The 19,849-nt window shown below is 67.2% G+C and carries 20 protein-coding genes; 13 read left to right on the top strand and 7 right to left on the bottom strand.

Annotated features, from left to right (window positions below; all coding sequences use genetic code 11):
- Positions 1-17 precede the first annotated feature (17 nt).
- Positions 18-497 (top strand): DNA polymerase III subunit chi, encoded by a 480-nt coding sequence (locus TMO_RS09280; RefSeq protein WP_014745362.1) that lies wholly within the window; start codon positions 18-20, stop codon positions 495-497.
- Positions 498-508: 11 nt separating this feature from the next.
- Here the strand turns inward: TMO_RS09280 and TMO_RS09275 are convergent, their stop codons facing one another.
- The 3 genes from TMO_RS09275 to TMO_RS09270 form a co-directional block, all read right to left on the bottom strand.
- Complete coding sequence (locus TMO_RS09275) at positions 509-2,638, bottom strand: histidine kinase dimerization/phospho-acceptor domain-containing protein (RefSeq protein WP_014745361.1); 2,130 nt, start codon at positions 2,636-2,638, stop codon at positions 509-511.
- Between the two features lie 138 nt (positions 2,639-2,776).
- Positions 2,777-3,040: an usg protein gene (locus TMO_RS30350; RefSeq protein ID WP_081598844.1), complete on the bottom strand. Its 264-nt coding sequence runs from the start codon at positions 3,038-3,040 to the stop codon at positions 2,777-2,779.
- A gap of 400 nt (positions 3,041-3,440) precedes the next feature.
- Positions 3,441-5,354: an ABC-F family ATP-binding cassette domain-containing protein gene (locus tag TMO_RS09270; RefSeq protein WP_014745360.1), complete on the bottom strand. Its 1,914-nt coding sequence runs from the start codon at positions 5,352-5,354 to the stop codon at positions 3,441-3,443.
- A gap of 256 nt (positions 5,355-5,610) precedes the next feature.
- Here TMO_RS09270 and ndk point away from each other — a divergent pair, with 256 nt between their 5' ends.
- Positions 5,611-6,033 carry a nucleoside-diphosphate kinase gene (gene ndk, locus TMO_RS09265; protein ID WP_014745359.1) on the top strand — a complete coding sequence of 141 codons (423 nt, stop codon included), beginning with the start codon at positions 5,611-5,613 and terminating at the stop codon, positions 6,031-6,033.
- 92 nt (positions 6,034-6,125) lie between these two features.
- Here the strand turns inward: ndk and purN are convergent, their stop codons facing one another.
- Together purN and purM are read right to left on the bottom strand one after the other, a co-directional pair.
- A complete protein-coding gene (gene purN, locus TMO_RS09260) occupies positions 6,126-6,791 on the bottom strand; it encodes a phosphoribosylglycinamide formyltransferase (RefSeq protein ID WP_014745358.1) in 666 nt (221 codons plus the stop codon).
- Positions 6,764-7,888, bottom strand: a complete 1,125-nt coding sequence (purM, locus tag TMO_RS09255) for a phosphoribosylformylglycinamidine cyclo-ligase (RefSeq protein WP_051045493.1) — start codon at positions 7,886-7,888, stop codon at positions 6,764-6,766. The genes purN and purM overlap by 28 nt, the downstream gene beginning before the upstream one ends.
- Positions 7,889-8,177: 289 nt before the next feature.
- Between purM and TMO_RS29300 the strand changes: the two genes are divergently transcribed.
- The 5 genes from TMO_RS29300 to TMO_RS09230 are packed head-to-tail and all read left to right on the top strand — an operon-like array spanning position 8,178 to position 12,691.
- On the top strand, positions 8,178-9,422 hold the full coding sequence (locus TMO_RS29300) for a DUF2066 domain-containing protein (RefSeq protein WP_014745356.1): 1,245 nt from the start codon (positions 8,178-8,180) through the stop codon (positions 9,420-9,422).
- Positions 9,423-9,425: 3 nt separating this feature from the next.
- Positions 9,426-10,043, top strand: a complete 618-nt coding sequence (locus tag TMO_RS09245) for a CDP-alcohol phosphatidyltransferase family protein (protein ID WP_014745355.1) — start codon at positions 9,426-9,428, stop codon at positions 10,041-10,043.
- Between the two features lie 19 nt (positions 10,044-10,062).
- Positions 10,063-11,202 (top strand): AI-2E family transporter, encoded by a 1,140-nt coding sequence (locus TMO_RS09240; RefSeq protein WP_014745354.1) that lies wholly within the window; start codon positions 10,063-10,065, stop codon positions 11,200-11,202.
- Positions 11,199-11,927 (top strand): HdaA/DnaA family protein, encoded by a 729-nt coding sequence (locus tag TMO_RS09235; RefSeq protein ID WP_041604891.1) that lies wholly within the window; start codon positions 11,199-11,201, stop codon positions 11,925-11,927. The genes TMO_RS09240 and TMO_RS09235 overlap by 4 nt, the downstream gene beginning before the upstream one ends.
- The gene (locus TMO_RS09230; protein ID WP_014745352.1) at positions 11,924-12,691 is read left to right on the top strand and encodes a VOC family protein; all 768 of its coding nucleotides are present in this window, start codon (positions 11,924-11,926) and stop codon (positions 12,689-12,691) included. The genes TMO_RS09235 and TMO_RS09230 overlap by 4 nt, the downstream gene beginning before the upstream one ends.
- Before the next feature lie 28 nt (positions 12,692-12,719).
- Here TMO_RS09230 and rnd read toward each other — a convergent pair whose 3' ends face one another.
- Complete coding sequence (gene rnd, locus TMO_RS09225) at positions 12,720-13,988, bottom strand: ribonuclease D (protein ID WP_014745351.1); 1,269 nt, start codon at positions 13,986-13,988, stop codon at positions 12,720-12,722.
- Positions 13,989-14,247: 259 nt separating this feature from the next.
- On the opposite strand from rnd, the gene aspS reads away from it, so the two are divergent.
- The 6 genes from aspS to TMO_RS09195 all read left to right on the top strand — a co-directional run bounded on the left by aspS (position 14,248) and on the right by TMO_RS09195 (position 18,954).
- Positions 14,248-16,074: an aspartate--tRNA ligase gene (gene aspS / locus TMO_RS09220; RefSeq protein ID WP_014745350.1), complete on the top strand. Its 1,827-nt coding sequence runs from the start codon at positions 14,248-14,250 to the stop codon at positions 16,072-16,074.
- 228 nt (positions 16,075-16,302) lie between these two features.
- Positions 16,303-16,575 (top strand): NHLP leader peptide family RiPP precursor, encoded by a 273-nt coding sequence (locus TMO_RS09215; protein ID WP_014745349.1) that lies wholly within the window; start codon positions 16,303-16,305, stop codon positions 16,573-16,575.
- Positions 16,576-16,617: 42 nt separating this feature from the next.
- Positions 16,618-16,917: a hypothetical protein gene (locus tag TMO_RS09210; RefSeq protein ID WP_014745348.1), complete on the top strand. Its 300-nt coding sequence runs from the start codon at positions 16,618-16,620 to the stop codon at positions 16,915-16,917.
- Positions 16,918-16,920: 3 nt separating this feature from the next.
- On the top strand, positions 16,921-17,859 hold the full coding sequence (locus TMO_RS09205) for a hypothetical protein (protein ID WP_014745347.1): 939 nt from the start codon (positions 16,921-16,923) through the stop codon (positions 17,857-17,859).
- A complete protein-coding gene (locus TMO_RS09200; protein ID WP_014745346.1) occupies positions 17,856-18,704 on the top strand; it encodes a hypothetical protein in 849 nt (282 codons plus the stop codon). The genes TMO_RS09205 and TMO_RS09200 overlap by 4 nt, the downstream gene beginning before the upstream one ends.
- Positions 18,705-18,717: 13 nt before the next feature.
- Positions 18,718-18,954 carry a hypothetical protein gene (locus TMO_RS09195; protein WP_014745345.1) on the top strand — a complete coding sequence of 79 codons (237 nt, stop codon included), beginning with the start codon at positions 18,718-18,720 and terminating at the stop codon, positions 18,952-18,954.
- Between the two features lie 159 nt (positions 18,955-19,113).
- Here TMO_RS09195 and TMO_RS09190 read toward each other — a convergent pair whose 3' ends face one another.
- Complete coding sequence (locus TMO_RS09190) at positions 19,114-19,587, bottom strand: MucR family transcriptional regulator (protein WP_014745344.1); 474 nt, start codon at positions 19,585-19,587, stop codon at positions 19,114-19,116.
- Positions 19,588-19,849: the final 262 nt, after the last annotated feature.

Below are 19,849 nucleotides of genomic sequence, written 5' to 3'. Positions count from 1 at the left end.
GCGGCGGCGGAGAGGCGATGTCCGCCGACGCCGAGGCAACGCCCGCCGGGGTGGAGATCGCCTTTTATCATCTGACCGCGACCCCGCTCGAGCAGGCGCTTCCCGCGCTGCTCGAGCGGGTGCTCGCCCGCGACTGGCGGGCGGCGCTGCGGGCGGGCTCGGCGGAGCGGGTGAAGGCGCTGGACAGTCTGCTCTGGACCTATGATCCGGACAGTTTCCTGCCGCATGGCAGCCAGGGCGATCCCCTGCCGGAACGTCAGCCCGTCTGGCTGACGGCGGGGGATGATCTGCCCAACGACCCCCAGGTCCTCGTCCTGGTCGATGGCATGGATCATCCGGATCCGTCGGGTTTTGTCCGGGTGCTCGATCTCTTCGACGGGCGGGATGACCTGGCGGTTGCGGCGGCACGCGACCGCTGGCGGGCGCGGAAGGCCCGGGGGTTCGCGCTGACCTATTGGCGCCAGCGGCCGGATGGCCGCTGGGAACGGGCCGCCTGATTGCATGGCCGTCAGCCGGTCCGGTGGAGCGGCAGATCGATTCTGAAGCGGCTGCCGGCGTCGGTGGTTTCCCACCAGATCAGCCCGCCATGACGCTCCACCACCGCCCGGGTGACCGCCAGACCGAAACCGATATCGCCTGGGCGGCGTGGCGGGCTCGAGCGGTTTCCCTTTGTGCGCGGCATTGTCTCGGCCGGCAGGTTGGCCGGATCGGGCTGTTCCACCGACATCCGGACCCGGTGATCGTTCAGGCCCCAGGCCAGCCTGACCGCGGTACGGCTCCCGATCCGCGATGGTGGCCCTGCGACCTGATCGACGACGCCCAGCAGAGCCTGGGCGAGACGTTCCGGATCCATCATCACCGTGGTGGCCTCTGCACAGCCCATCTGATCCGCGGGACCGCTCACCGTCAGTCCGACATGCGGCAGATCGCTTGCGCGGGCGGCGATGGTTGCCAGCAGATCTACCAACCTCACCGGCTGACGTGCCAGAGTGAAGCTTCCGCTTTCGAGGCGCTCGACATCCACCAGCCCGTCGATGACGGATGAGAGGCGATCGGCATTGCGCGAGGCCATGTCGAGCAGCGCGTTCAGTTGCGGGGGCACATTGCCCCCGACACCGCTGTTTGCGAGACGCAAGGCGCCAAGCAGTGCCGTCGTCGGCGTCCGCAGCTCATGGGCCGCGGCCGCGATGAAGGCCGCCTTCAGCTTGTGGACGCGATGGACTTCACTGACATCCCGGATCAGGGCGATGACGCCGCTGAAGCCGGCAGAGGCCTCCCGGAGCGCGACGAAGGTTGCCTCGCCATCGCGGCCGGTGGGGCTGAAGTTCCCATCAGGGCCGGGACGGGCGATCGGGAAGGCGCGTTCTGCCATTTCGCAGCCGGACAGTTCGTCGAGCAGGGCCCGGGTCATCTGCTCCGCATCGGATGGACGGAGCAGCAGGCCGATGGGCTGCCCCTCTATGGCTGCCGCCGATACGCTGTAAAGCTGTTCGGCCGCCGGGCTGACATCCATGATTTTTCCGTCGGCATCGGCCAGCACTACGCCATCCGTCAGGTGTTTGAACACCAGAGCCTGACGATGCCGTGCGTGTTCCGCAGCTATGAGATCGGTGACGTCTGCCACGGTCACGGCACGGCCGCCATCGCTGCCGATACGAACCCTGAGCCGCAGCCAGTGCTCGTCGGCCAGCTTGACATCCAGGGCCGGAAGCAGCGCGCGTCCGGGCTCCGGCATGCTGTCCAATACATGAAGCAGGCGTCGATGTGCGGTTTCCGGGTCGGCCGCACTGGCGGCCAGGGCGGCGATCAGCAGCCCCGAGGGCTGGCCGCGGTGGACGGACGCCATGGTGCGAGGCAGATGGCTGCGCAGCCGTTCATTGGCAACGGTCACGCGGCCATTGCGGTCGATGTGCAGAAAGCCGTCGGACATGGCTTCGATGGCGTCGCGCAGTCGCCCGCGGCTTGCGCGGAGCCTGAGCTGCATGATCACCGACAACAGGGTGAGACCCGTGACCGAGACCACGACCCCCGTTGCCGACAGCATGCTCATCGTCTGCAACGTCTGAAGCTCAGCGCGGGCGGCCATCCGGGCTTCGGCCGTTTTTTCTTCGATCCTCGGCAGCAGCCCTGCGAGCCGGGCGGCGATCGGGCCCAGCTCCCGGACCACCTCGCCGGGATCTGCCGTGCTGCCTGCCCGGCGGAGTGTGGCGCGCAGTGTATCCAGGACCGGTCCGCCATCCGGCAAGGCGCGGACGATTGCGCCCATGCCGGTGCTGTCGATCGCGATCGTCAGCTCTCGGATATGATCGAGCCTGTTGCGCGTGATATCGGGCTCGTCAGGGATTGTCCGGTCCGTCGACGGGAGCCCCGCCACCACGGCCAGAATCGTGCGCTCAAGATCGCGGAGGGCGATCGCGGCACGCGGAAGATCGCCCGATGCGGCCGTTATGACGCCGCGGACCATCTCGTTGCTGCGCACCAACCCCACGGCAAACAACAGCAGGGCCGCGAGCATCAGCCCGACCGCCACTGGCTTCAGCCAGACGATCAAGGCGTCGGCGGCGATCGTCGATCGTCTCCCGGCGCTTCGATGATCAGGTGCAGGGCGCGCTGCGGCGCCCGGCCGGTCTTCGGTCATGACAGCTTTCCGTCCGCGACCACATGCAGGCGCCTGCCGGCATGTGCCGTGGTGGGGGGCGGTGGTGATGACCGAAGAGGTAAGCAAGTCCCGCGCCATGATCGTTCGGGCTGTGGCAGTCACAGCGCGGGCCCATGCCTATTGCAGGCGCCACACCCCGTCCAGGTGCCGCCAGCGTGCAGGTGCTGCCAGTGTTGAGTTGGCAACCGTTACCGAGTGAATTCGGCCATCAATCTCGCGGGCCCAGAAATCCAGGAACGAGCGTAACTTCGGAAACCGGGGAGCGATGTCGAGGAATTGCCAGACAAAACTCTGAAGGACTGTTGGATGATCCGGCATATGATAGAGAATCTCCGCAGTGGTGATGCGATTGTCGCGCAGGATAGCCTCAATTTCTTTCATGGCCGCACTCCTTACGGATGGAAGCATGTGAATTGAGCAGGGATCATATGGATTATTTAGGATCGTCTCGACGATGTGTTCAAGATGAAAAATGCGAAGCAAAATTTGAAGATGAGATCCTTTGATTATTGGCACTCGACGTCGGCTGCTGCTGATACGCCAGGCGTGAATAACGACCGCCGGGAATGGTTATGATGTCTTGATGCAAAACGCGATGCATTCTGCAGCGCATAGGGTTGCGTCTCAGTCGCAGTCTGCAACGCAAAATTCGCCCGTCGCGTCGTAGACGCGTTTCGGGCGCAAAAAAAGCAGAGGCGGCAGGCGGCGCTGGCCGGCCTGCGCATCGTGATGGCGATCGGATTGCGGAGGAGCGGACGCCGTCAGCGCGGCATCGGCATTCTCAGGCGTCGGCCAGTGCCTCGGCCTCCGCCGCCTCATAGGCTTCTGCAGCGGCAAGCCAGCGCTCTTCGGCAGCTTCGAGGTCGGCGTCGACCTTGCCCTTGGCCCGAGTCGCCTCAGCCACCTTAGCCTGTGGCCCGTCATAGAGCTTCGGGTCGGCCAGAATGGCGGCAAGACGGTCGCGTTCGCGGGTCAGCTTCTCGACCTCTGCTTCAGCTTTCCGGACCACATCCTTGAGCGGCTTCAGCTTTTCCCGCCGTTCAGCGGCGGCGCGGCGCTGGTCGCGACGTGTCGCCCTGGCGTCGGCGTCACTGGCAACTCCGCCCCGGTCAGGGGTGGCCCGGGCAGTTTCCAGCAGCAGGCGCCGGTAGTCGTCGAGATCGCCTTCATAGGGGCGGCAGCGGCCGTCGGCGACCAGCCAGAGACGTTCGGCGGCAAGTTCGACCATGCGCCGGTCATGGGCGATGAAGACGACGGCGCCGGAATAGTCGTTCACGGCCTCGATCAGCGCATCGCGTGCCTCGATGTCGAGGTGGTTGGTCGGCTCATCCAGCAGCAGCAGGTGCGGCGCATCGCGAGTGACCAGGGCAAAGAGCAGCCGGGCCTTTTCTCCGCCCGACAGCTGTTCCACCGGCGTATCGCCCCGCGCCTGGGTCAGGCCGAACCGGCCCAGATGCGCCCGCACTTTGCTCTCATGCTGGTCGGCCATCACCCGGCGCATATGCTGGAAGGCGGTTTCGCCCGGGATCAGCTCGTCGGCCTGATGCTGGGCGAAATAGCCGATTCTGAGCTTTGACGGCCGCACCATGCGGCCTGCACGCGGTTCCAGCCGGCCGGCAAGGAGCTTCATCAGCGTCGATTTGCCGTTGCCGTTGGCGCCCAGCAGGGCGATGCGGTCGTCCTGGTCGATGCGCAGATTGATGCCTTTGAGCACCGGCGGCGCATCACCATAGCCCAGCGTCACGTCGTCGATGGCGATCAGCGGCGGTGCCAGGGTCTCGGGCGAGGGGAAGGAGAAGGCAACTTCATAGGCAGGCGGCGGCGCGTCGGCCGAGCCCAGCCGCTCCAGCGCCTTCACCCGGCTCTGCGCCTGGGCGGCCTTGGTCGCCTTGGCGCGGAAGCGGTCGATGAAGGCCTGCAGTTTTTTCCGCTCGGCTTCCACGCGCTGGGCAGATTTTGCCGCGTGCTCGCGCCGTTCTGCGCGCTGGCGCAGGAACTGGTCGAAATTGCCGCGATAGGACACCAGCCGCCCGCCCTCGACATGGGCGATGCGGTCGGTGACGGCGTTCAGCAGGTCGCGGTCGTGGCTGACCACCACCAGCGTGCCCGGCCATGCGGCAAGATGGCTTTCAAGCCAGATCGTCGCTTCAAGGTCGAGGTGGTTGGTCGGCTCGTCGAGCAGCAGAATGTCGGCATTGGCGAACAGCGTGCGGGCGAGCGCAATGCGCATGCGCCAGCCGCCGGAAAAGCTTGAACAGGCCGCAGTCTGCATCGCCTCGTCGAAGCCGAGGCCCGAGAGGATGCGCGCCGCGCGCGCCGGGGCGGCATGGGCACCGATTTCGGCCAGCCGGGCATGGATTTCCGCCTGGGCCATGCCGTCATGGGTTGCTTCCGCCTCGGCCAGACGCGTGAGCAGGCGTGCCCGTTCGACATCGGCGCCCAGCACATGCTCCACCGCACTGTCCGGGCCGCCCGGTGCTTCCTGGGCGACGGAGGCCATGCGCGCACCGGGGCGCAGCTCCACCGATCCCGCATCGGGGGAGATCTCGCCACGGATCAGGCGCAGCAGCGTCGACTTGCCGGCACCGTTCGGGCCGACGAGGCCGACCTTCTGGCCCTCGGAAATGGCGATGGTCGCGCCGTCGAACAGCGGCCGACCCTCGATGCGATAGACGAGATCGTTGATGTGCAGCATGGGCGATCACATAGCATGAGCCGCGAGGGCTGTCATCCGCTGCCGGAGGCGGGGGGATCGGTGTTGTGTCGGCGTCGTGTCGTCACGGAGCGGCGGTTGCCCCGGCCCCGGGAAACCGTTATAAGCCGGCTCGATCGCGGCATGTCGATGCGCGCCCGGTAACGGGCCGGTCGGGGTGGCCGCGGAGACCCGTCGGCGCCCGGGGGATGTCCCTGCGGCACCGCTTCCTTCCGCTTCCGAGAGACGAGTTCGAGACATGGCCACCGAGCGCACCCTGTCGATCATCAAGCCCGACGCCACCCGCCGCAACCTGACCGGCCAGATCAATGCCCGTTTCGAGGCGAAGGGTCTGCGCATCGTTGCCCAGAAGCGCCTGCAGCTGACCAAGGCCCAGGCCGAGGGCTTCTATGCCGTGCACAGCGAGCGCCCCTTCTTCAACGATCTCGTCGCTTTCATGATCTCGGGCCCGGTGGTGGTCCAGGTGCTCGAGGGCGAGAATGCGGTTGCCGCCAACCGCGAGATCATGGGCGCCACCAACCCGGCCAATGCCGCCGAGGGCACCATCCGCAAGGACTTCGCCGAGTCGATCGAGGCGAATTCGGTGCATGGTTCGGATTCGGCCGAGAATGCGGCGATCGAGATCGCCTACTTCTTCGCCCAGACCGAGATCGTCGGCTGATCCGACGCCTTCGGGACGAAGAAAAGGGCCGCGTGGCACAAGCCGCGCGGCCCTTTTCATATCCATGACGTCCTATCAAGGACAGCCCGGCGTCAGCCGAGGGCGGGTGGCGAGATCAGCACCGAGTTGATCGCCACCGGATCGGTCAGGTGTTCGACCCGACCCGACTCTGCCAACCGCACGTCGCCGGCGGCAACCCAGCGCAGGGCGGCCGGATAGATCCGGTGCTCGGCGGCATGGATGCGCTTCGCCAGCGCATCATGATCGTCGCCGGGCAGTACCGGCACCGCCGCCTGTACCACGATCGGGCCGGCATCCATTTCGGGCACCACGTAATGCACCGAGACGCCGGTGATGCGCACGCCGGCCGCCAGGGCATCGTCGATCGCGCGTGCCCCCTTGAAGGCCGGCAGGATCGAGGGGTGGATGTTCAGCATCCGCCCGGTCCAGGCCTCGACGAAGGGGGCGGTCAGGATGCGCATGAAGCCGGCGAGGCAGACCAGATCGATCCCGCGCGCCTCAAGCTCGGCCTGGAGTGCGGCATCGAAGGCCGCCCGGTCGGGGAAGGCCTTGTGATCGATGACGACCGCTTCGATGCCAGCCGCGGCGGCGCGCTCCAGCCCGTAGACGCCGGGCTTGTTGGAGATCACCAGCCGGATCCGGGCCGGGTGGTCCGGATCGGCGGCAACCGCATCGATCAATGCCTGAAGGTTGCTGCCCGATCCGGAGATCAGGACGGCGACGTCACGCTTGGCCATGCGGCCTCCATGTTCTCGATCGCAACCAGGGCCTCGCCCGCCGCACGTGGCACCAGACGGCCGATCACGGCTGCGTCCTCACCGGCAGCACCCAGGGCCGCGACCACGGCTTCGGCCTCGGCTGCAGCCACCACGACCACCATGCCGATGCCGCAATTGAAGGTCCGGGCCAGTTCATGCCCCGACAGCCCACCCGTTTCCGCCATCCAGCGGAACACCGGCGGCAGGGCCCAGCGGGCGGCATCCAGATCGGCGCCGACGCCCTCGGGTAGCACCCGCGGGATGTTCTCCAGCAGGCCGCCGCCGGTGATATGGGCCAGCGCCTTCACCCGGCCGGCCCGGATTTCCGGCATCAGCGCCTTCACATAGATCCGGGTGGGGGTGAGCAGGGCCTCGCCCAGGCTGGCGGCTGCGGTCTCGAACGGGGCCGGCGCGGCATAGTCGAAGCCGCCATCGGCGACCAGCTTGCGGACCAGTGAATAGCCGTTCGAATGCACGCCCGAGGACGCAAGCCCGATCACAACGTCGCCGGCACCGACGTCGTCGCGCGGCAGCAGCGTGCCGCGCTCGGCGGCGCCGACCGAGAAGCCGGCGAGATCGTAATCCGATCCGGAATAGAGGCCGGGCATCTCGGCGGTCTCGCCGCCGACCAGTGCGCAGCCCGCCTGATCACAGCCTTCGGCGATGCCCTCGATCACGTCGGCCGCAAGCGGCACCGACAGCTTGCCGGTGGCGAAATAGTCCAGGAAGAACAGCGGCTCGGCGCCCTGGACCACCAGGTCGTTCACGCACATGGCGACCAGATCGATGCCGATGGTGTCGTGACGGCCGACCGCCTCGGCGATCTTGAGCTTGGTGCCGACGCCATCGGTGGACGAGACCAGGATCGGATCCTTGAAACCCGCCGCCTTCAGGTCGAACAGCGCGCCGAAGCCGCCGATGCCGCCGGCAACGCCCGACCGCTTCGTGCGGGCGGCGGCAGGCTTGATCCGGTCGACCAGCGCATTGCCGGCGTCGATGTCGACGCCCGCATCGCGATAGCGGTCACGTGCCCCGGCGGGGGCGGCGGGGGTCTGTGCGGTGCGGTCGTCGCTCATCGAAGGCATCGCCTCTGAGTGTCGTGGTCCGGGGCAGCGGTCACGCGGCCGGTGCCGCGTGCTGCGGCAATCCCGTGTCGTGAAGCTGATTTCCGGGCGAGATGGTTTTCAGCGCGCCGGCTCTCGACTAGAGTTGCCGTCGAACAACAACGGCGGGCGGCCCGGCGGGCGGTCCGGCGCGGTGAACATACTGCAACGATCGGCGTTTGCAATGCTAGCAATGCAGCCAGGCCACGCTGTACCCGGCCTTTCCGCCTTCAATGGCGTCCGACCCGTGCTCCGGCGCCTTATGCCGGCATTCGCCGCCCTTGTGGTGGCGGTGCTGTGCCTGGCTGCGTCGGGTGCCGCCCTGGCGCAGAGCCGCGCCCAGGTCTATACCCAGGATGGTGTCGCGGTCGACGAGACCTCCGGCAATGCCAATGCGGCGCGCGAAAAGGCGCTTGCCGTGGGTCAGCGCAAGGCGCTGGACATGCTGCTCAGCGGCATGACCGATCCGCGTGACCATGGCCGCCTGCCGCAGCCGTCGGACGATCAGCTGCTTCGGCTGGTGCGTTCGATCGACGTGGCGAACGAGGCGGTGGCGCCGCAGCGCTATCGCGCCACCCTGACCGTGCGTTTCGATGCCGAGGGGGTACGCGGCCTGCTGCGCAATGCCGGCATCGCCTTCGCGGCCGCCGATCAGGGGCTGTCGCTGGTGGTGCCGGTCATCCGCACCGATGACGGCATCTACTGGGATGACGGCTGGTGGCGGGCGGCGTGGGAACAGGCTGTCGGCCGCGGCGGGCTGATCCCGATGCTGGTGCCGCTCGGCGACTTTGCCGATCGTCAGGCCCTGCCGGCCGACGGCGCGTCGCTCGCCGACGACGTGGCCAAGGGCGAGCTGGCGAAGCGCTACGATGCCGAGGGTGTCTGGGTGGCCGAGGCGCAGGTGACCGGCAGCCAGCTTCAGGGGCGGATGACCGCCGCCGACGGGACCGTCTACACCGCCAACGGCCAGATTGCCGGCGACAACGGTGTCGCAACGGCCGCCGAGGCGGTGGTGGCCCAGCTGCTGGATCAGGCGCGCAGCGGCTGGCGCGCGACCAACATCGTCGACTACAGCCGGCGTGAGCGCCTGGACGCGGTGGTGCGCTTCGCCAATCTGTCGGTCTGGGCCGAGATCCGCCGGCGGTTGACGGCGCTCGCCATGATCGAGAAGGTCGAGGAGACGCTGCTCTCCAATGTCGGCGCCGAGATCACCATCCGGTATTACGGCGATCGCGAGGGGCTTCAGGCGGCCTTGACCCGGCAGAATCTGGCGCTGGTGCCGCTGGGGGTCGACTGGGAGCTGATCGATCGCATCCGCAACCCCGATGCGGCCGTACAGCCCGTGCCGCCGCAGAACTCCGGCCTCGCCCCCTATGGTGGGGTGGCGCCGACCACCACCTCCACCTCGCCGGCGGCGGCGCCCGCCGCCAATACCGGCACGCCGGCGGCCGGGACGTCCGGGCAGGGCGGCAGCGTGCCGCCGCGCACGGTGGGAACCGGCGGCTGAGCCATGGCCGCCGGCCTGCGCCAGCTGCCCAATCTGATCACCACCGCCCGGATCCTGATGGTGCCGGTGGTGATCTGGCTGATCCTGAAGGGCATGGTGGCCGAGGCCTTCTGGGTCTTCCTGTTCGCGGGCTTCTCCGACGGGCTGGACGGCTGGATCGCCAAGCGCTTCGACGCCCGGACAGAACTGGGCGCCTGGCTGGACCCGATCGCCGACAAACTGCTGATCGCCGGCACGTTCATCGCGCTCGGCTGGCAGAATCTGGTGCCGGTCTGGCTGGTGATGCTGGTCGCCTCGCGCGATGTGCTGATCATGGGGGCGGTGATGCTGGGCCAGACCATGGGCCAGCCCTTCGCCATCGCCCCTTCGCGGGCCAGCAAGATCAATACTGCCGCCCAGATCGGGCTGGCGCTGATGGTGATGGCCATGGCGGCGGCGATGCTGCCCGGTCACGGCCCGACCGACGAACGTCACTGGCGGACGGTGACGGAATTGCTGATGCTGGTGGTGGCAGCCACCACCCTGACATCCGGGGCGGGCTATCTGGGGCGCTGGCTGTCCCATGCCCGCACGCATGATCACGAGCCTCGCGACGACGCCGACGGCCGGCCGCCGTCCTGACGATCCGAAGGGAGACCGGATGAGCCGCAGTGCACGCACCCTGTTCTGGGCCGCCTTCATCGTGGTGCTGATCGGCAGCCTTTGGCTGCTGGGCGGCGTGCTGCTGCCCTTCGTAGCCGGGCTTCTGGTCGCCTATTTCCTCGACCCCGTGGTCGACCGCTTCGAACGCGCCGGTCTGGGCCGCATGGCATCTACCTGGCTGGTGACGATCATGTTCTTCGGCGTGATCGTGATCGGCATCGCCGTGCTCGCGCCTTATATCCAGACCCGGATCAGCGCCTTCATCGACAAGCTGCCGGATTACGTCAAGGCGGTCCGCGAGGAGGTCCTGCCGCAGCTGGATCTGCTCTGGCGCCGGCTGCCGCCTGAAGTGGCGGATCGCATCCAGGCGATGTTCACCTCGGCCGAGGGGGAGGGCTCGCGCGCGGCGGGTATGATCGCCGATGTGCTCAAGGGCGTGATGAACTCGGTGATGTCGATCGCCAACCTGGTCTCGCTGATCCTGATCACCCCTGTGGTCAGCTTCTATCTGCTGCGCGACTGGGACGCGATGATGGCGCGCATCGACGGCTGGGTACCGGTCACCGGCCGCGACGTTGTTCGCCGGCTGGCCCGCGACATGGATCGTGGCATTGCCGGTCTGGTCCGCGGTCAGACGCTGCTCTGCCTGATCCTGGGAACCTGGTACTCGCTTGGGCTGGTGACCATCGGGCTTGATCTGGCGGTCCCGGTCGGCATGGCGGCGGGTATTCTGTCCTTCGTGCCCTTCGTCGGCTTCATCAGCGGCTTTGCGCTGTCGGTCGGCTTCTCGCTGCTTCAGTTCGGTACCGACTGGCATGTGATCGCGGCGGGCGCGATCTTTCTGGCCGGGCAGGGGATCGAGACCCTGCTTCAGCCGCCGCTGGTCGGCAATCGTGTCGGGCTGCACCCGGTCTGGATCATCTTCGCCCTGATGGTCGGCGGCGCTCTGTTCGGGCTGGTGGGCGTACTGGTGGCCCTGCCGGCCGCCGTCTGTGTCGCGGTTGTGGTGCGCTATGCGCTGGAGCGGTATCTTGCCAGTGCGCTCTATGATCCGCGGCCGGCGGTCGATGCAACGGTCATCGATGCCACCGGCTCGCCGGATGCCTGCTCCACAGCTGCCCCGGAGGCCGGTGGTTGACACGACGCCCCGCTCAACTGCCGTTGGACCTTGCGCTTCGCCCGGCACTCGGGCGGGAGGATTTCCTCGTGGCGCCGTCCAATGCCGAGGCGGTGGCGTGGCTGGACCGGTGGCCCGACTGGCCGGGGCCGGCACTGGCCATCCACGGGCCGGCCGGCTGCGGCAAGACCCATCTGGCCCGGGTGTGGCAGGCGATGAGCGGCGCCGTAGAGGTGGCGGCTGACCGACTGACTGCAGATGCCGCACCGGTCGACCTGTCCGGCGGTGCCCGTGCGGTGCTGGTCGAAGATGTGGGCGAGGCGATTGCCTCAGGAGCGGACGAGACGGCGCTGTTCCATCTCTACAATCACCTGGCCGCCGCCGGAGGCACCCTGCTGCTGACCGGGGCCGAGCCGCCGGCCCGCTGGGCGCTGGCGCTGCCGGATCTCGCATCCAGGCTGCGGGCGGCCCCTGCGGTCAGGGTAGGGCCGCCGGATGACGCGCTGCTGAGCGCCGTGCTGGTCAAGCTGTTCACCGATCGCCAGCTCAGGGTCAGCGGCGAGGTGGTGCACTGGCTGACGCTGCACATGGAGCGGTCTTTCGATGCGGCCCGCCGGTTGGTCGATCAGCTCGATGCTGCGGCGCTGGCGGAGCGTCGCGGGATCACGGTGGCGCTGGCACGTGGTGTTCTCGGTATCCCGGCGCCGCGGGTCCGCGGTCGGGGCCGGACGGCAGGCGACGGATGATCCTGGGGCTCGACCATCTCATGATCCGCGTGCCGGCAACCGATGCTGCGGCCCGGCTTTATGCGCATATCCTGGATCTGGCGCCGGTCGCTGCCGATGACCACCTCGTCCGGTTCCGGATCGGCGGTCTGGAGGTGCGGCTGGTCCGCGCTGAAACCGGCGTGGGGCAGGGGGCGGTGGCGGAAGGCCTGGCTCATGCCGCCCTGGCGGTGTCGGACCTGGACCGGACCGCGCGCCTGATGTCGCGGCGCGGGCTTGCCGTCGATCATGGCACCGATGCCGTGGATGGCCGCCCGGTCGCGGTGCTGCGCAGCGGCACCGATCCGGCGCTCTGGCTTCTGGTCGAGCAGGATGCGGCGCGTCCGGCAGCGGCGGGCAGCGTTATAGGGCTCGATCATCTGGTCGTGGCCAGTGATGATCCGGAACGGTCTCTGGCGATGCTCGGCGGTCGGCTGGGTCTGGATCTCAGGCTGGATCGTGCCAACCCCGCCTGGGGGGCGCGGATGCTGTTCTTCCGCTGCGGCGATGCGGTGGTCGAGGTCATCCACGAAACCGCCGCCGCCGCACCACATCCGCCTGTGTCGGACCGGTTGTGGGGGCTGTGCTGGCGGGTGGCCGATATCGAGGCCACGCATCGGCGTCTGGCCGCGGCGGGCATCGCCGTGACAGGGATCCGGACCGGTCGGCGGCCGGGGACCAGGGTCTTCACCCTGTCCGAGCCGCCGGCTGCGGTCCCGACTCTGATGCTTCAGGCCGATCGCTGATCGATCAACGCCGATCGACCGAGGTCGATCAGTCTGCTGCGACGGCGTCCGATGCCGTGGCCGCATCATCGGCTCCAGCCGGCTCGCCATCCTTGCGGGACTTGCGCTTGCGCCGCTTGCGGCGGGTGGCCTGCAGAACGGCTTCGTCACCCGACAGCGACAGCACGGCAATCGACCGGCCGCGGGCGCCGAGGGCGACCTCACCTGCCAGAAGACGCAGGGCGTCCTCGCCGAAGACCTCGTGCCGCCAGCCCTTCAGGGCGGCGATCTGCGCAGCTGAGCCATCGAGCGCCAGGGTCTCCAGATCCTCCTGCGAGGCGATGAGCGTGCGCGCCACGCCGTGCTCCTCGCTCTTCATCTTGAGCAGGACCTTGAGCAGTTCGATGAGCGGCCCAAGGCCGCGCGGCAGTTCGCGCGGCGGCTCGCGATCGGGCAGGGCGTTGCGGTTCTCGGCCAGCGCCCGCTCGATCGCCGTCAGCACCTCGTCGCCACCGGCACCCTCGGTCGCCCATTTGGGCAGGCCGCGCACCCGTTTCAGATCCTCGGCGCTGCGGGGCTGGCTGGACGCCATCTCCAGCAGGGTCTCGTCTTTCGAGATGAAGGTCCGCGGCACATTGCGCGACTGGGCCTGACGTTCCCGCCAGGCGGCCAACTCGCGCACCAGCCCCAGGAAGCGACGATCCAGGCTGCGGGTGCGGATCCGCTCCCACGCCGCCTCGGGTCGGCTTTCATAGGTCTCGGGCGCGTTGAGCGTCGCCATCTCCTCGTCCAGCCACTCCTCGCGGCCGCTGTCTTCCAGCAGCTTCGCGAGCTTCAGATAGACGGTGCGCAGATGGGTGACGTCGGCCAGCGCATAGGCGATCTGCTTGGGCGTCAGCGGCCGGCGCGACCAGTCGGTGAAGCGCGACGACTTGTCGATCGACGCCTTCGCCAGCTTGTTGACCAGCGTTTCATAGCCGACGCTTTCACCGAAGCCGCAGACCATGGCGGCGACCTGGGTGTCGAACATCGGCCGCGGCACGTTGCCGAACAACAGCAGGAAGATCTCGACGTCCTGTCGGGCGGCGTGGAACACCTTCAGGACCGACGGATCGGCGAGCAGCTCCCCCAAGGGCGCGAGATCGATACCGTCGGCCAGCGGATCGACCGCGGCCGCCCGCTGCGCGCCGGCCAGCTGTACCAGGCACAGCTTGGGCCAGTAGGTCTTCTCGCGCATGAATTCGGTATCGACGGTCACGAAGGGCTCCGCCTTCAACTCGTCGACCAACTGCCGCAGCGACTGGGTATCGGTGATCATCTCTGTCATGATCCGTCTATAGCATGATTGCCCGCCCCGCCGCCACGGGCGACACACGTCACGTCACCTTCCGGGGGCTTCATGGCGCCCGCGCGAGGGATGCAAGGCGGCATGGCTTGACAATCCGGCGGCATCCGTGCGTTGTTCCGAACCGGTCCCGCGCGGAAAGCCTTTCGTCGCGGGGCCTTCGCGTGCGCTGCCGCACCCGGTCGCCGCACCCACAGTCTCGACCCGCCCGCTGACGAACAGGCCCGAACCGATGCATGCCTATCGCTCGCATACCTGCAATGAACTGACGCTCGCCCATGAGGGCCAGACCGTCCGGCTTTCGGGCTGGGTGCATCGCAAGCGCGATCACGGCAATCTGCTGTTCATCGACCTGCGCGACCATTACGGCCTGACCCAGATCGTGGTCGACGTCGACAGCGCCGCCTTCAAGCTGGCGGAAGAGCTGAAGAACGAGAGCGTGATCACCGCGACCGGCCGGGTCGTCGCCCGCAGCCCCGAAACGGTGAACGCCGGCATGGCCACCGGTGAGATCGAGGTCCGGGTCGAGGAGCTGTCGCTGCAGTCGGCTGCGGACCCGCTGCCGCTGCAGGTCAACAGCGACCGCGACTATCCGGAAGACACCCGGCTGCGCTATCGCTATCTGGATCTGCGTCGCGAGCATGTTCACAAGAACATCGTGCTGCGCTCGCAGGTGATTTCGTCGCTGCGCCGGCGGATGACCGATCAGGGCTTCATGGAGTTCCAGACCCCGATCCTGACGGCGTCGAGCCCTGAAGGGGCCCGCGACTTCCTGGTGCCGAGCCGTATCCATCCGGGCAAGTTCTACGCCCTGCCGCAGGCGCCGCAGCAGTTCAAGCAGCTGCTGATGGTGGCGGGCTTCGATCGCTACTTCCAGATCGCCCCCTGTTTCCGCGACGAGGACGCCCGCGCGGATCGCAGCCCGGGCGAGTTCTATCAGCTCGATATCGAAATGTCCTTCGTGACCCAGGAAGACGTCTTCCAGGCGATCGAGCCGGTGTTGCGGGGTGTGTTCGAGGAATTCGGCGGCACCCGCCATGTGCCCGCCGGGCCGTTCCCGCGCATTCCCTTCGCCGAAGCCATGCTGAAATATGGCTCCGACAAGCCTGATCTGCGCATTCCGATCGAGATCGCCGATGTGTCGGAGATCTTCCGCGGGTCCGGCTTCGGTGTGTTCGCTAAGGCGGTCGAGGCCGGCAAGGTGGTGCGTGCGGTGCCGGTCAAGAACGTCGCCGACCGGCCGCGCAGCTTCTTCGACAAGATGAACGATTGGGCGCGCGAGCAGGGTGCCCCGGGCATGGGCTGGATCGCCTTCGAGAATGGCGGCGGCAAGGGCCCGATCGCCAAGAATCTGGGCGATGAGCGTCTGGCGGAGATGAAGGCACAGCTGGGCCTGGGGGATGGCGACGGCGTGTTCTTCGCCACCGACGTGGCAGACAAGGCCGCGAAGCTGGCGGGCGCCGCCCGCCTCAAGCTTGGCGCCGAGCTCGACCTGATCGAGCCCGACGTCTTCCGGCTCTGCTGGATCGTCGACTTCCCGATGTACGAGTTCGACGAGAAGCTCGACCAGATCGTGTTCAGCCACAACCCGTTCTCGATGCCGCAGGGCGGGCTCGAGGCGCTGAACACCAAGGATCCGCTGGAGATCAACGCCTATCAGTACGACATCGTCTGCAACGGCGTGGAACTCTCTTCGGGCGCGATTCGTAACCACAAGCCCGAGATCATGTACCGGGCCTTCGAGATCGCCGGCTACGGTCCCGAGGTGGTCGAGGACAAGTTCGGCGGGATGCTGAACGCCTTCCGCTTCGGCGCCCCGCCGCATGGCGGTATCGCGCCGGGTGTCGACCGCATCGTCATGCTGCTGGCCGATCAGCCGAACATCCGCGAGGTCGTGGCCTTCCCGATGAACCAGCAGGCCCAGGACCCGATGATGAACGCGCCGCACGAGGCGACGCCTGAGCAGTTGAAGGAACTGCACCTGCGCGTGGTCCTGCCGCCCAAGGTGGTGAAGGCCGAAAAGCCTGCCGGAGATGCCGCGCCGGCTGCCGAGGCCTGACCAAAACTGCCATCACCGTGCCTGTACGAGGCCGGCCCTGCCCCATATCAGACGGGCGCGGCCGGCTTCGTCATTTCAGGATCGGGGACAGGACATGGTTCAATGCCGGTTGACATGTCTGCAGGTGCGGATTGCCCGAGCGCCTGCCGCAGGGGATGATCACCCGGCCAGCAGGATCGCCCTTCGGGGCCGCCGCTGCCGTGCATCATCCCTGAAAGGTGAGATCGCATGCTGTCCCGCGATGACGCTCTGAACCGCATTCTCGACCGCGCAACTGCCGATCCGGGATTTCGCGAGACAATGCTTCGCGATCCGAAGGCTGCGATCTCCACACTGCTCGGGATCGAACTGCCGACGGCGCTGGAGGTCGTGGTGCATGAAGAAACCCCCTCGCGCCTGCACATCGTGCTGCCGCCCGCCGGCGATGCACTGGACGACGCATCCCTGGAAGCGGTGTCCGGCGGCACTGTCGACTGGAATAACCTCAACTTTCCGATGTGAGGCCAATCCACCGGTGGTGGCGCCGGGGGAGAGGGAATTCTGATGAGCATGGACGAGATTCTGGCCCGGATTGCAGCGGCGGTCCGGGAGAAGCCGGAGCTGGCGGCCCTTCTGGAGAGCGACCCGAAATCGGCGGTCACACAGATCTTCCGGGCGGCGCCCGCCATAGAGGACGGAGCGTTGGACGACGACGCGCTGGATCGCGTCGCAGGTGGGACCGGCGGCTTTACCGATGCCGAGATTCAGCAGGCCCTGGCACAGTTTCTGGCGTCTCGCGGCAATGTCGACCTGACGCCGTGGCTGAACGCCCCGCAGTCTCCGCTGGTCGGCAACATGCGGTGACGGATGGTGGAGATCGATCACGCCTTCGGTGTGGCCCGGGACTGGTTGAACCGGACGGTTGCTGCCGACGGCTGCTGGCCCTCGCAGCGTGTGCCGGGCCCGCCCGATAATCCCGTCGGTCCCGGGATCGACGAGCGCACGCCCTTCGTGGCGGCGGTGGGGCTTCTGGCGCTTGGGGGGCTTGCAGATCCGGACCAGACAGAGATTGCCGCGCTGATCGACCGCTCGCGCGGGTTTCTTGTGCGCACTATGCGCGCACCCGGGATCTGGGCCTATCTTGAGGGCTTCGTGCCCGATTGCGACGACACCGCCTGTGCCTCCATGGCGCTCTCCGGCGCCCATCCCTGGATCGCATCCGGCCGCAATCGCACTCTGGGGCGTGCAGCACGGGTACCGGATGGCCGCTTCAGAACCTGGATGGCAGGGCCGAGAGCCGATCTGGACATCGATGCCGTGGTGAATGCCAACATGATCGGCTGGTTGGGCGATGCCGTGGAATGCCGCGCGGCGGCCGATTTCGTGATCGCAGCCTGTTCGGGATCTGCGCGGGAGGCGCTGATCTTTTACGACCATCCCATCGATCTGGCCCAGGCCGTCGCCCGTGCCGTTCGTCGGGGCACAGGTAGCTTGCGGCCAGCACTGCCGGACGTCTCCAGGACGGCGGCCCGGGTGCTGGAGGATGATGGAGCCTCGCCCTTTCGTCTGGCGCAGGCCCTGGATGTTGCCGACGCCCTGGACATGCTGCCGCTGCCTGTCAGGGACCGCCCAGTTGCCCTGCTGGTCCGCGAGGTCTTCACGCATGGATACTGTCGCTCGGACGCGATCTATCTCGGTGTCACCCCACCTGCACCGCCCGGCTGCCACTATCGCTCGGACGCATTGGCAACGGCATTGACGTTGGGGGCGTTGGCACGCGCGCGGAGGCGAGGGGACGGCATATGACGGTCTTCGGTTCGGATGACGGTCGTCTTCATCATGGTCAGGGGATGGGGCCGGCCATTCAGGCGCTGCTCGGGGTCATGGGGCGCGATCTGGTTCCCCCGGAAGACCGCCGGCGGATCATGGATGTTGCTGCGGCGATACCGGCTGCCCTGGCGCGCAATTCGTTCGGTGTCGAACTGCGTGCCGATGCGCCGGATGGCGGAGCCGTCGATCTCTGTGTTGCCATGACCCGCCAGGAGGTGGCGGACCCCGCCTGTGCGGCGGCCGATGGCCCCTGGCGGCGGCTCTGGTCGGATGAAGCCTGGGGGCGGGTGGTTCAGACGATTGAGGCATGGCGGGGAGGCATGTTTCCCCAATTGCGGGATCTGCTTCTGGAATTCGACACCGGCACACCCGGGGCTCGTGATGCAGGGGTGTTCACTGCGCCGGCCGATCTTGCGGACGAGACCCCTGAGATGAGCCCGACCAACCGGTTCCATGCGGACCCGGCTGTCGGCTTTGCCCCGCTTTGCAGCCTGTCGGGCGAGATCGGGCCCGGGATCCACGCGACCTTCAGACGTCTGCTCGGCCGGTTGCCGCCCTGGGCCGAAGTCTTCCAGGCGGGCCGAATGATCGGTCGGGCCGAAGGGGCGGAGACCCTGCGGGTGGTGATCCGTCGCCTGCGGCCCGACGCCATTCCGTCGCTGCTGGCCGGAGAAATGGCTCCGGAGGTGCGGGATCACGTGCTGGGCGCCATTCTGCCGCTTTCCGGTCGCCTGCAGGCGGGCGGGGGGAGCACTGGCGCTCTCCATCGACCTCACGCCGGCGGGGATCTCCCCACGGGTCGGTATCGAGATCAACGATGATGCCCGCTTCTATATGGGGCGCCCCGGAGCCTGGCCGCAATTCTTTGAACTGATGGGCGAGGCGGGGGCGGCCCATCCACGGCTGGCCGAGAGCGTCCTGCGGGCCGTCGGGCGCCACCGTCTCTTCGCCCGTATTCCCGCCGCGGCGATCCTGGTCGGGATCAGCCATGCCAAGCTGCTGCCAGCTGCGGGTGGCTCGGCGGCCAAGATCTATCTGGGGGCCCGGCTCTGGCATGGTGCTCAGGAGTGATAATCCAAAACAATGTATTTTATTTAAATTTATGGAAATTTATCTCGGAACATATTGCGCCTGAACACGAACGGGGCGCCGCAGATCTTGCGGCGCCCCGTTCGTGTAAACCGTCTGATGGCCGTTCAACGCGGTCCTGCGTGAACGCGACGCCGGTTTTCAGGCCTGCGCAGCCCGCCGGCCGCCACGCGCCCGCGGCGCATTCGTCGCACGACCCAGACCGATCTTCTTGGCGAAGTCCGAGCGTTGACGTGCATAATTGGGCGCAACCATCGGATAATCAGGCGCCAGACCCCATTTGGCGCGGTATTCCTCGGGGGTCATGCCATAGTTGGCACGCAGATGCCGCTTCAGCATCTTGAGCTTCTTGCCGTCTTCCAGGCAGACGATGTAGTCCGGCGTGATCGACTTCCGAACCGGAACCGCAGGCTTCTGCGCTTCCTCGCGCACGACTTCCTGTGCGGCGGCCGTGCCGCTCTGCTGATCGTTCAGCGCACTGTAGACCGTCTGGATGATCTCGGGCAGTTGCTGGGCCGGCAGGCTGTTGTGGCTGACATAGGCCGCGACGATCTGCGCGGCCATGCTCAGCAGCTTGTCATGGGCGATGATGGGGTTTTCGGAACTATCCGACATGGAACACTCGCTTTCCGATGGCTGGCAGCCGTTGTAGTCGCCGCACGATGTGTTGCTGCAGGACAGTCCGCATGCCTTCCAGATTATATCGAACCGTCATTGCTCCGGTTAGAACCACCTCCGGAACTTGGCCCGGTCGGAGGGCACAGGCATCCTGCAAATATCACTCGCCGCATGATGACTTGCGTCCACAGATATCACAACAGAAATATGGCGTGAGGTGGTGACTTTATCAGTATTGGGCCACAATCGACGCCGGTGG

This window comes from Tistrella mobilis KA081020-065 (assembly GCF_000264455.2).
In the GTDB taxonomy this organism is placed as follows: Bacteria; Pseudomonadota; Alphaproteobacteria; order Tistrellales; family Tistrellaceae; genus Tistrella; species Tistrella mobilis.
This window is presented reverse-complemented; position numbering and strand designations above follow the sequence as displayed.

What these genes read in the sequence shown, in the direction of transcription:
- TMO_RS09200 (WP_014745346.1), top strand. Translation starts at nt 17,856, where the DNA reads ATGACGGTCTTCGGTTCGGATGACGGTCGTCTTCATCATGGTCAGGGG.
- purM (WP_051045493.1), bottom strand. Translation starts at nt 7,888, where the DNA reads ATGAGCGACGACCGCACCGCACAGACCCCCGCCGCCCCCGCCGGGGCA.
- aspS (WP_014745350.1), top strand. Translation starts at nt 14,248, where the DNA reads ATGCATGCCTATCGCTCGCATACCTGCAATGAACTGACGCTCGCCCAT.
- TMO_RS09215 (WP_014745349.1), top strand. Translation starts at nt 16,303, where the DNA reads ATGCTGTCCCGCGATGACGCTCTGAACCGCATTCTCGACCGCGCAACT.
- TMO_RS09240 (WP_014745354.1), top strand. Translation starts at nt 10,063, where the DNA reads ATGAGCCGCAGTGCACGCACCCTGTTCTGGGCCGCCTTCATCGTGGTG.
- TMO_RS29300 (WP_014745356.1), top strand. Translation starts at nt 8,178, where the DNA reads ATGCCGGCATTCGCCGCCCTTGTGGTGGCGGTGCTGTGCCTGGCTGCG.
- TMO_RS09210 (WP_014745348.1), top strand. Translation starts at nt 16,618, where the DNA reads ATGAGCATGGACGAGATTCTGGCCCGGATTGCAGCGGCGGTCCGGGAG.
- TMO_RS09205 (WP_014745347.1), top strand. Translation starts at nt 16,921, where the DNA reads ATGGTGGAGATCGATCACGCCTTCGGTGTGGCCCGGGACTGGTTGAAC.
- purN (WP_014745358.1), bottom strand. Translation starts at nt 6,791, where the DNA reads ATGGCCAAGCGTGACGTCGCCGTCCTGATCTCCGGATCGGGCAGCAAC.
- TMO_RS09270 (WP_014745360.1), bottom strand. Translation starts at nt 5,354, where the DNA reads ATGCTGCACATCAACGATCTCGTCTATCGCATCGAGGGTCGGCCGCTG.
- ndk (WP_014745359.1), top strand. Translation starts at nt 5,611, where the DNA reads ATGGCCACCGAGCGCACCCTGTCGATCATCAAGCCCGACGCCACCCGC.
- TMO_RS09280 (WP_014745362.1), top strand. Translation starts at nt 18, where the DNA reads ATGTCCGCCGACGCCGAGGCAACGCCCGCCGGGGTGGAGATCGCCTTT.
- TMO_RS09230 (WP_014745352.1), top strand. Translation starts at nt 11,924, where the DNA reads ATGATCCTGGGGCTCGACCATCTCATGATCCGCGTGCCGGCAACCGAT.
- TMO_RS09245 (WP_014745355.1), top strand. Translation starts at nt 9,426, where the DNA reads ATGGCCGCCGGCCTGCGCCAGCTGCCCAATCTGATCACCACCGCCCGG.
- TMO_RS30350 (WP_081598844.1), bottom strand. Translation starts at nt 3,040, where the DNA reads ATGAAAGAAATTGAGGCTATCCTGCGCGACAATCGCATCACCACTGCG.
- TMO_RS09195 (WP_014745345.1), top strand. Translation starts at nt 18,718, where the DNA reads ATGGGGCGCCCCGGAGCCTGGCCGCAATTCTTTGAACTGATGGGCGAG.
- TMO_RS09190 (WP_014745344.1), bottom strand. Translation starts at nt 19,587, where the DNA reads ATGTCGGATAGTTCCGAAAACCCCATCATCGCCCATGACAAGCTGCTG.
- TMO_RS09275 (WP_014745361.1), bottom strand. Translation starts at nt 2,638, where the DNA reads ATGACCGAAGACCGGCCGGGCGCCGCAGCGCGCCCTGCACCTGATCAT.
- rnd (WP_014745351.1), bottom strand. Translation starts at nt 13,988, where the DNA reads ATGATCACCGATACCCAGTCGCTGCGGCAGTTGGTCGACGAGTTGAAG.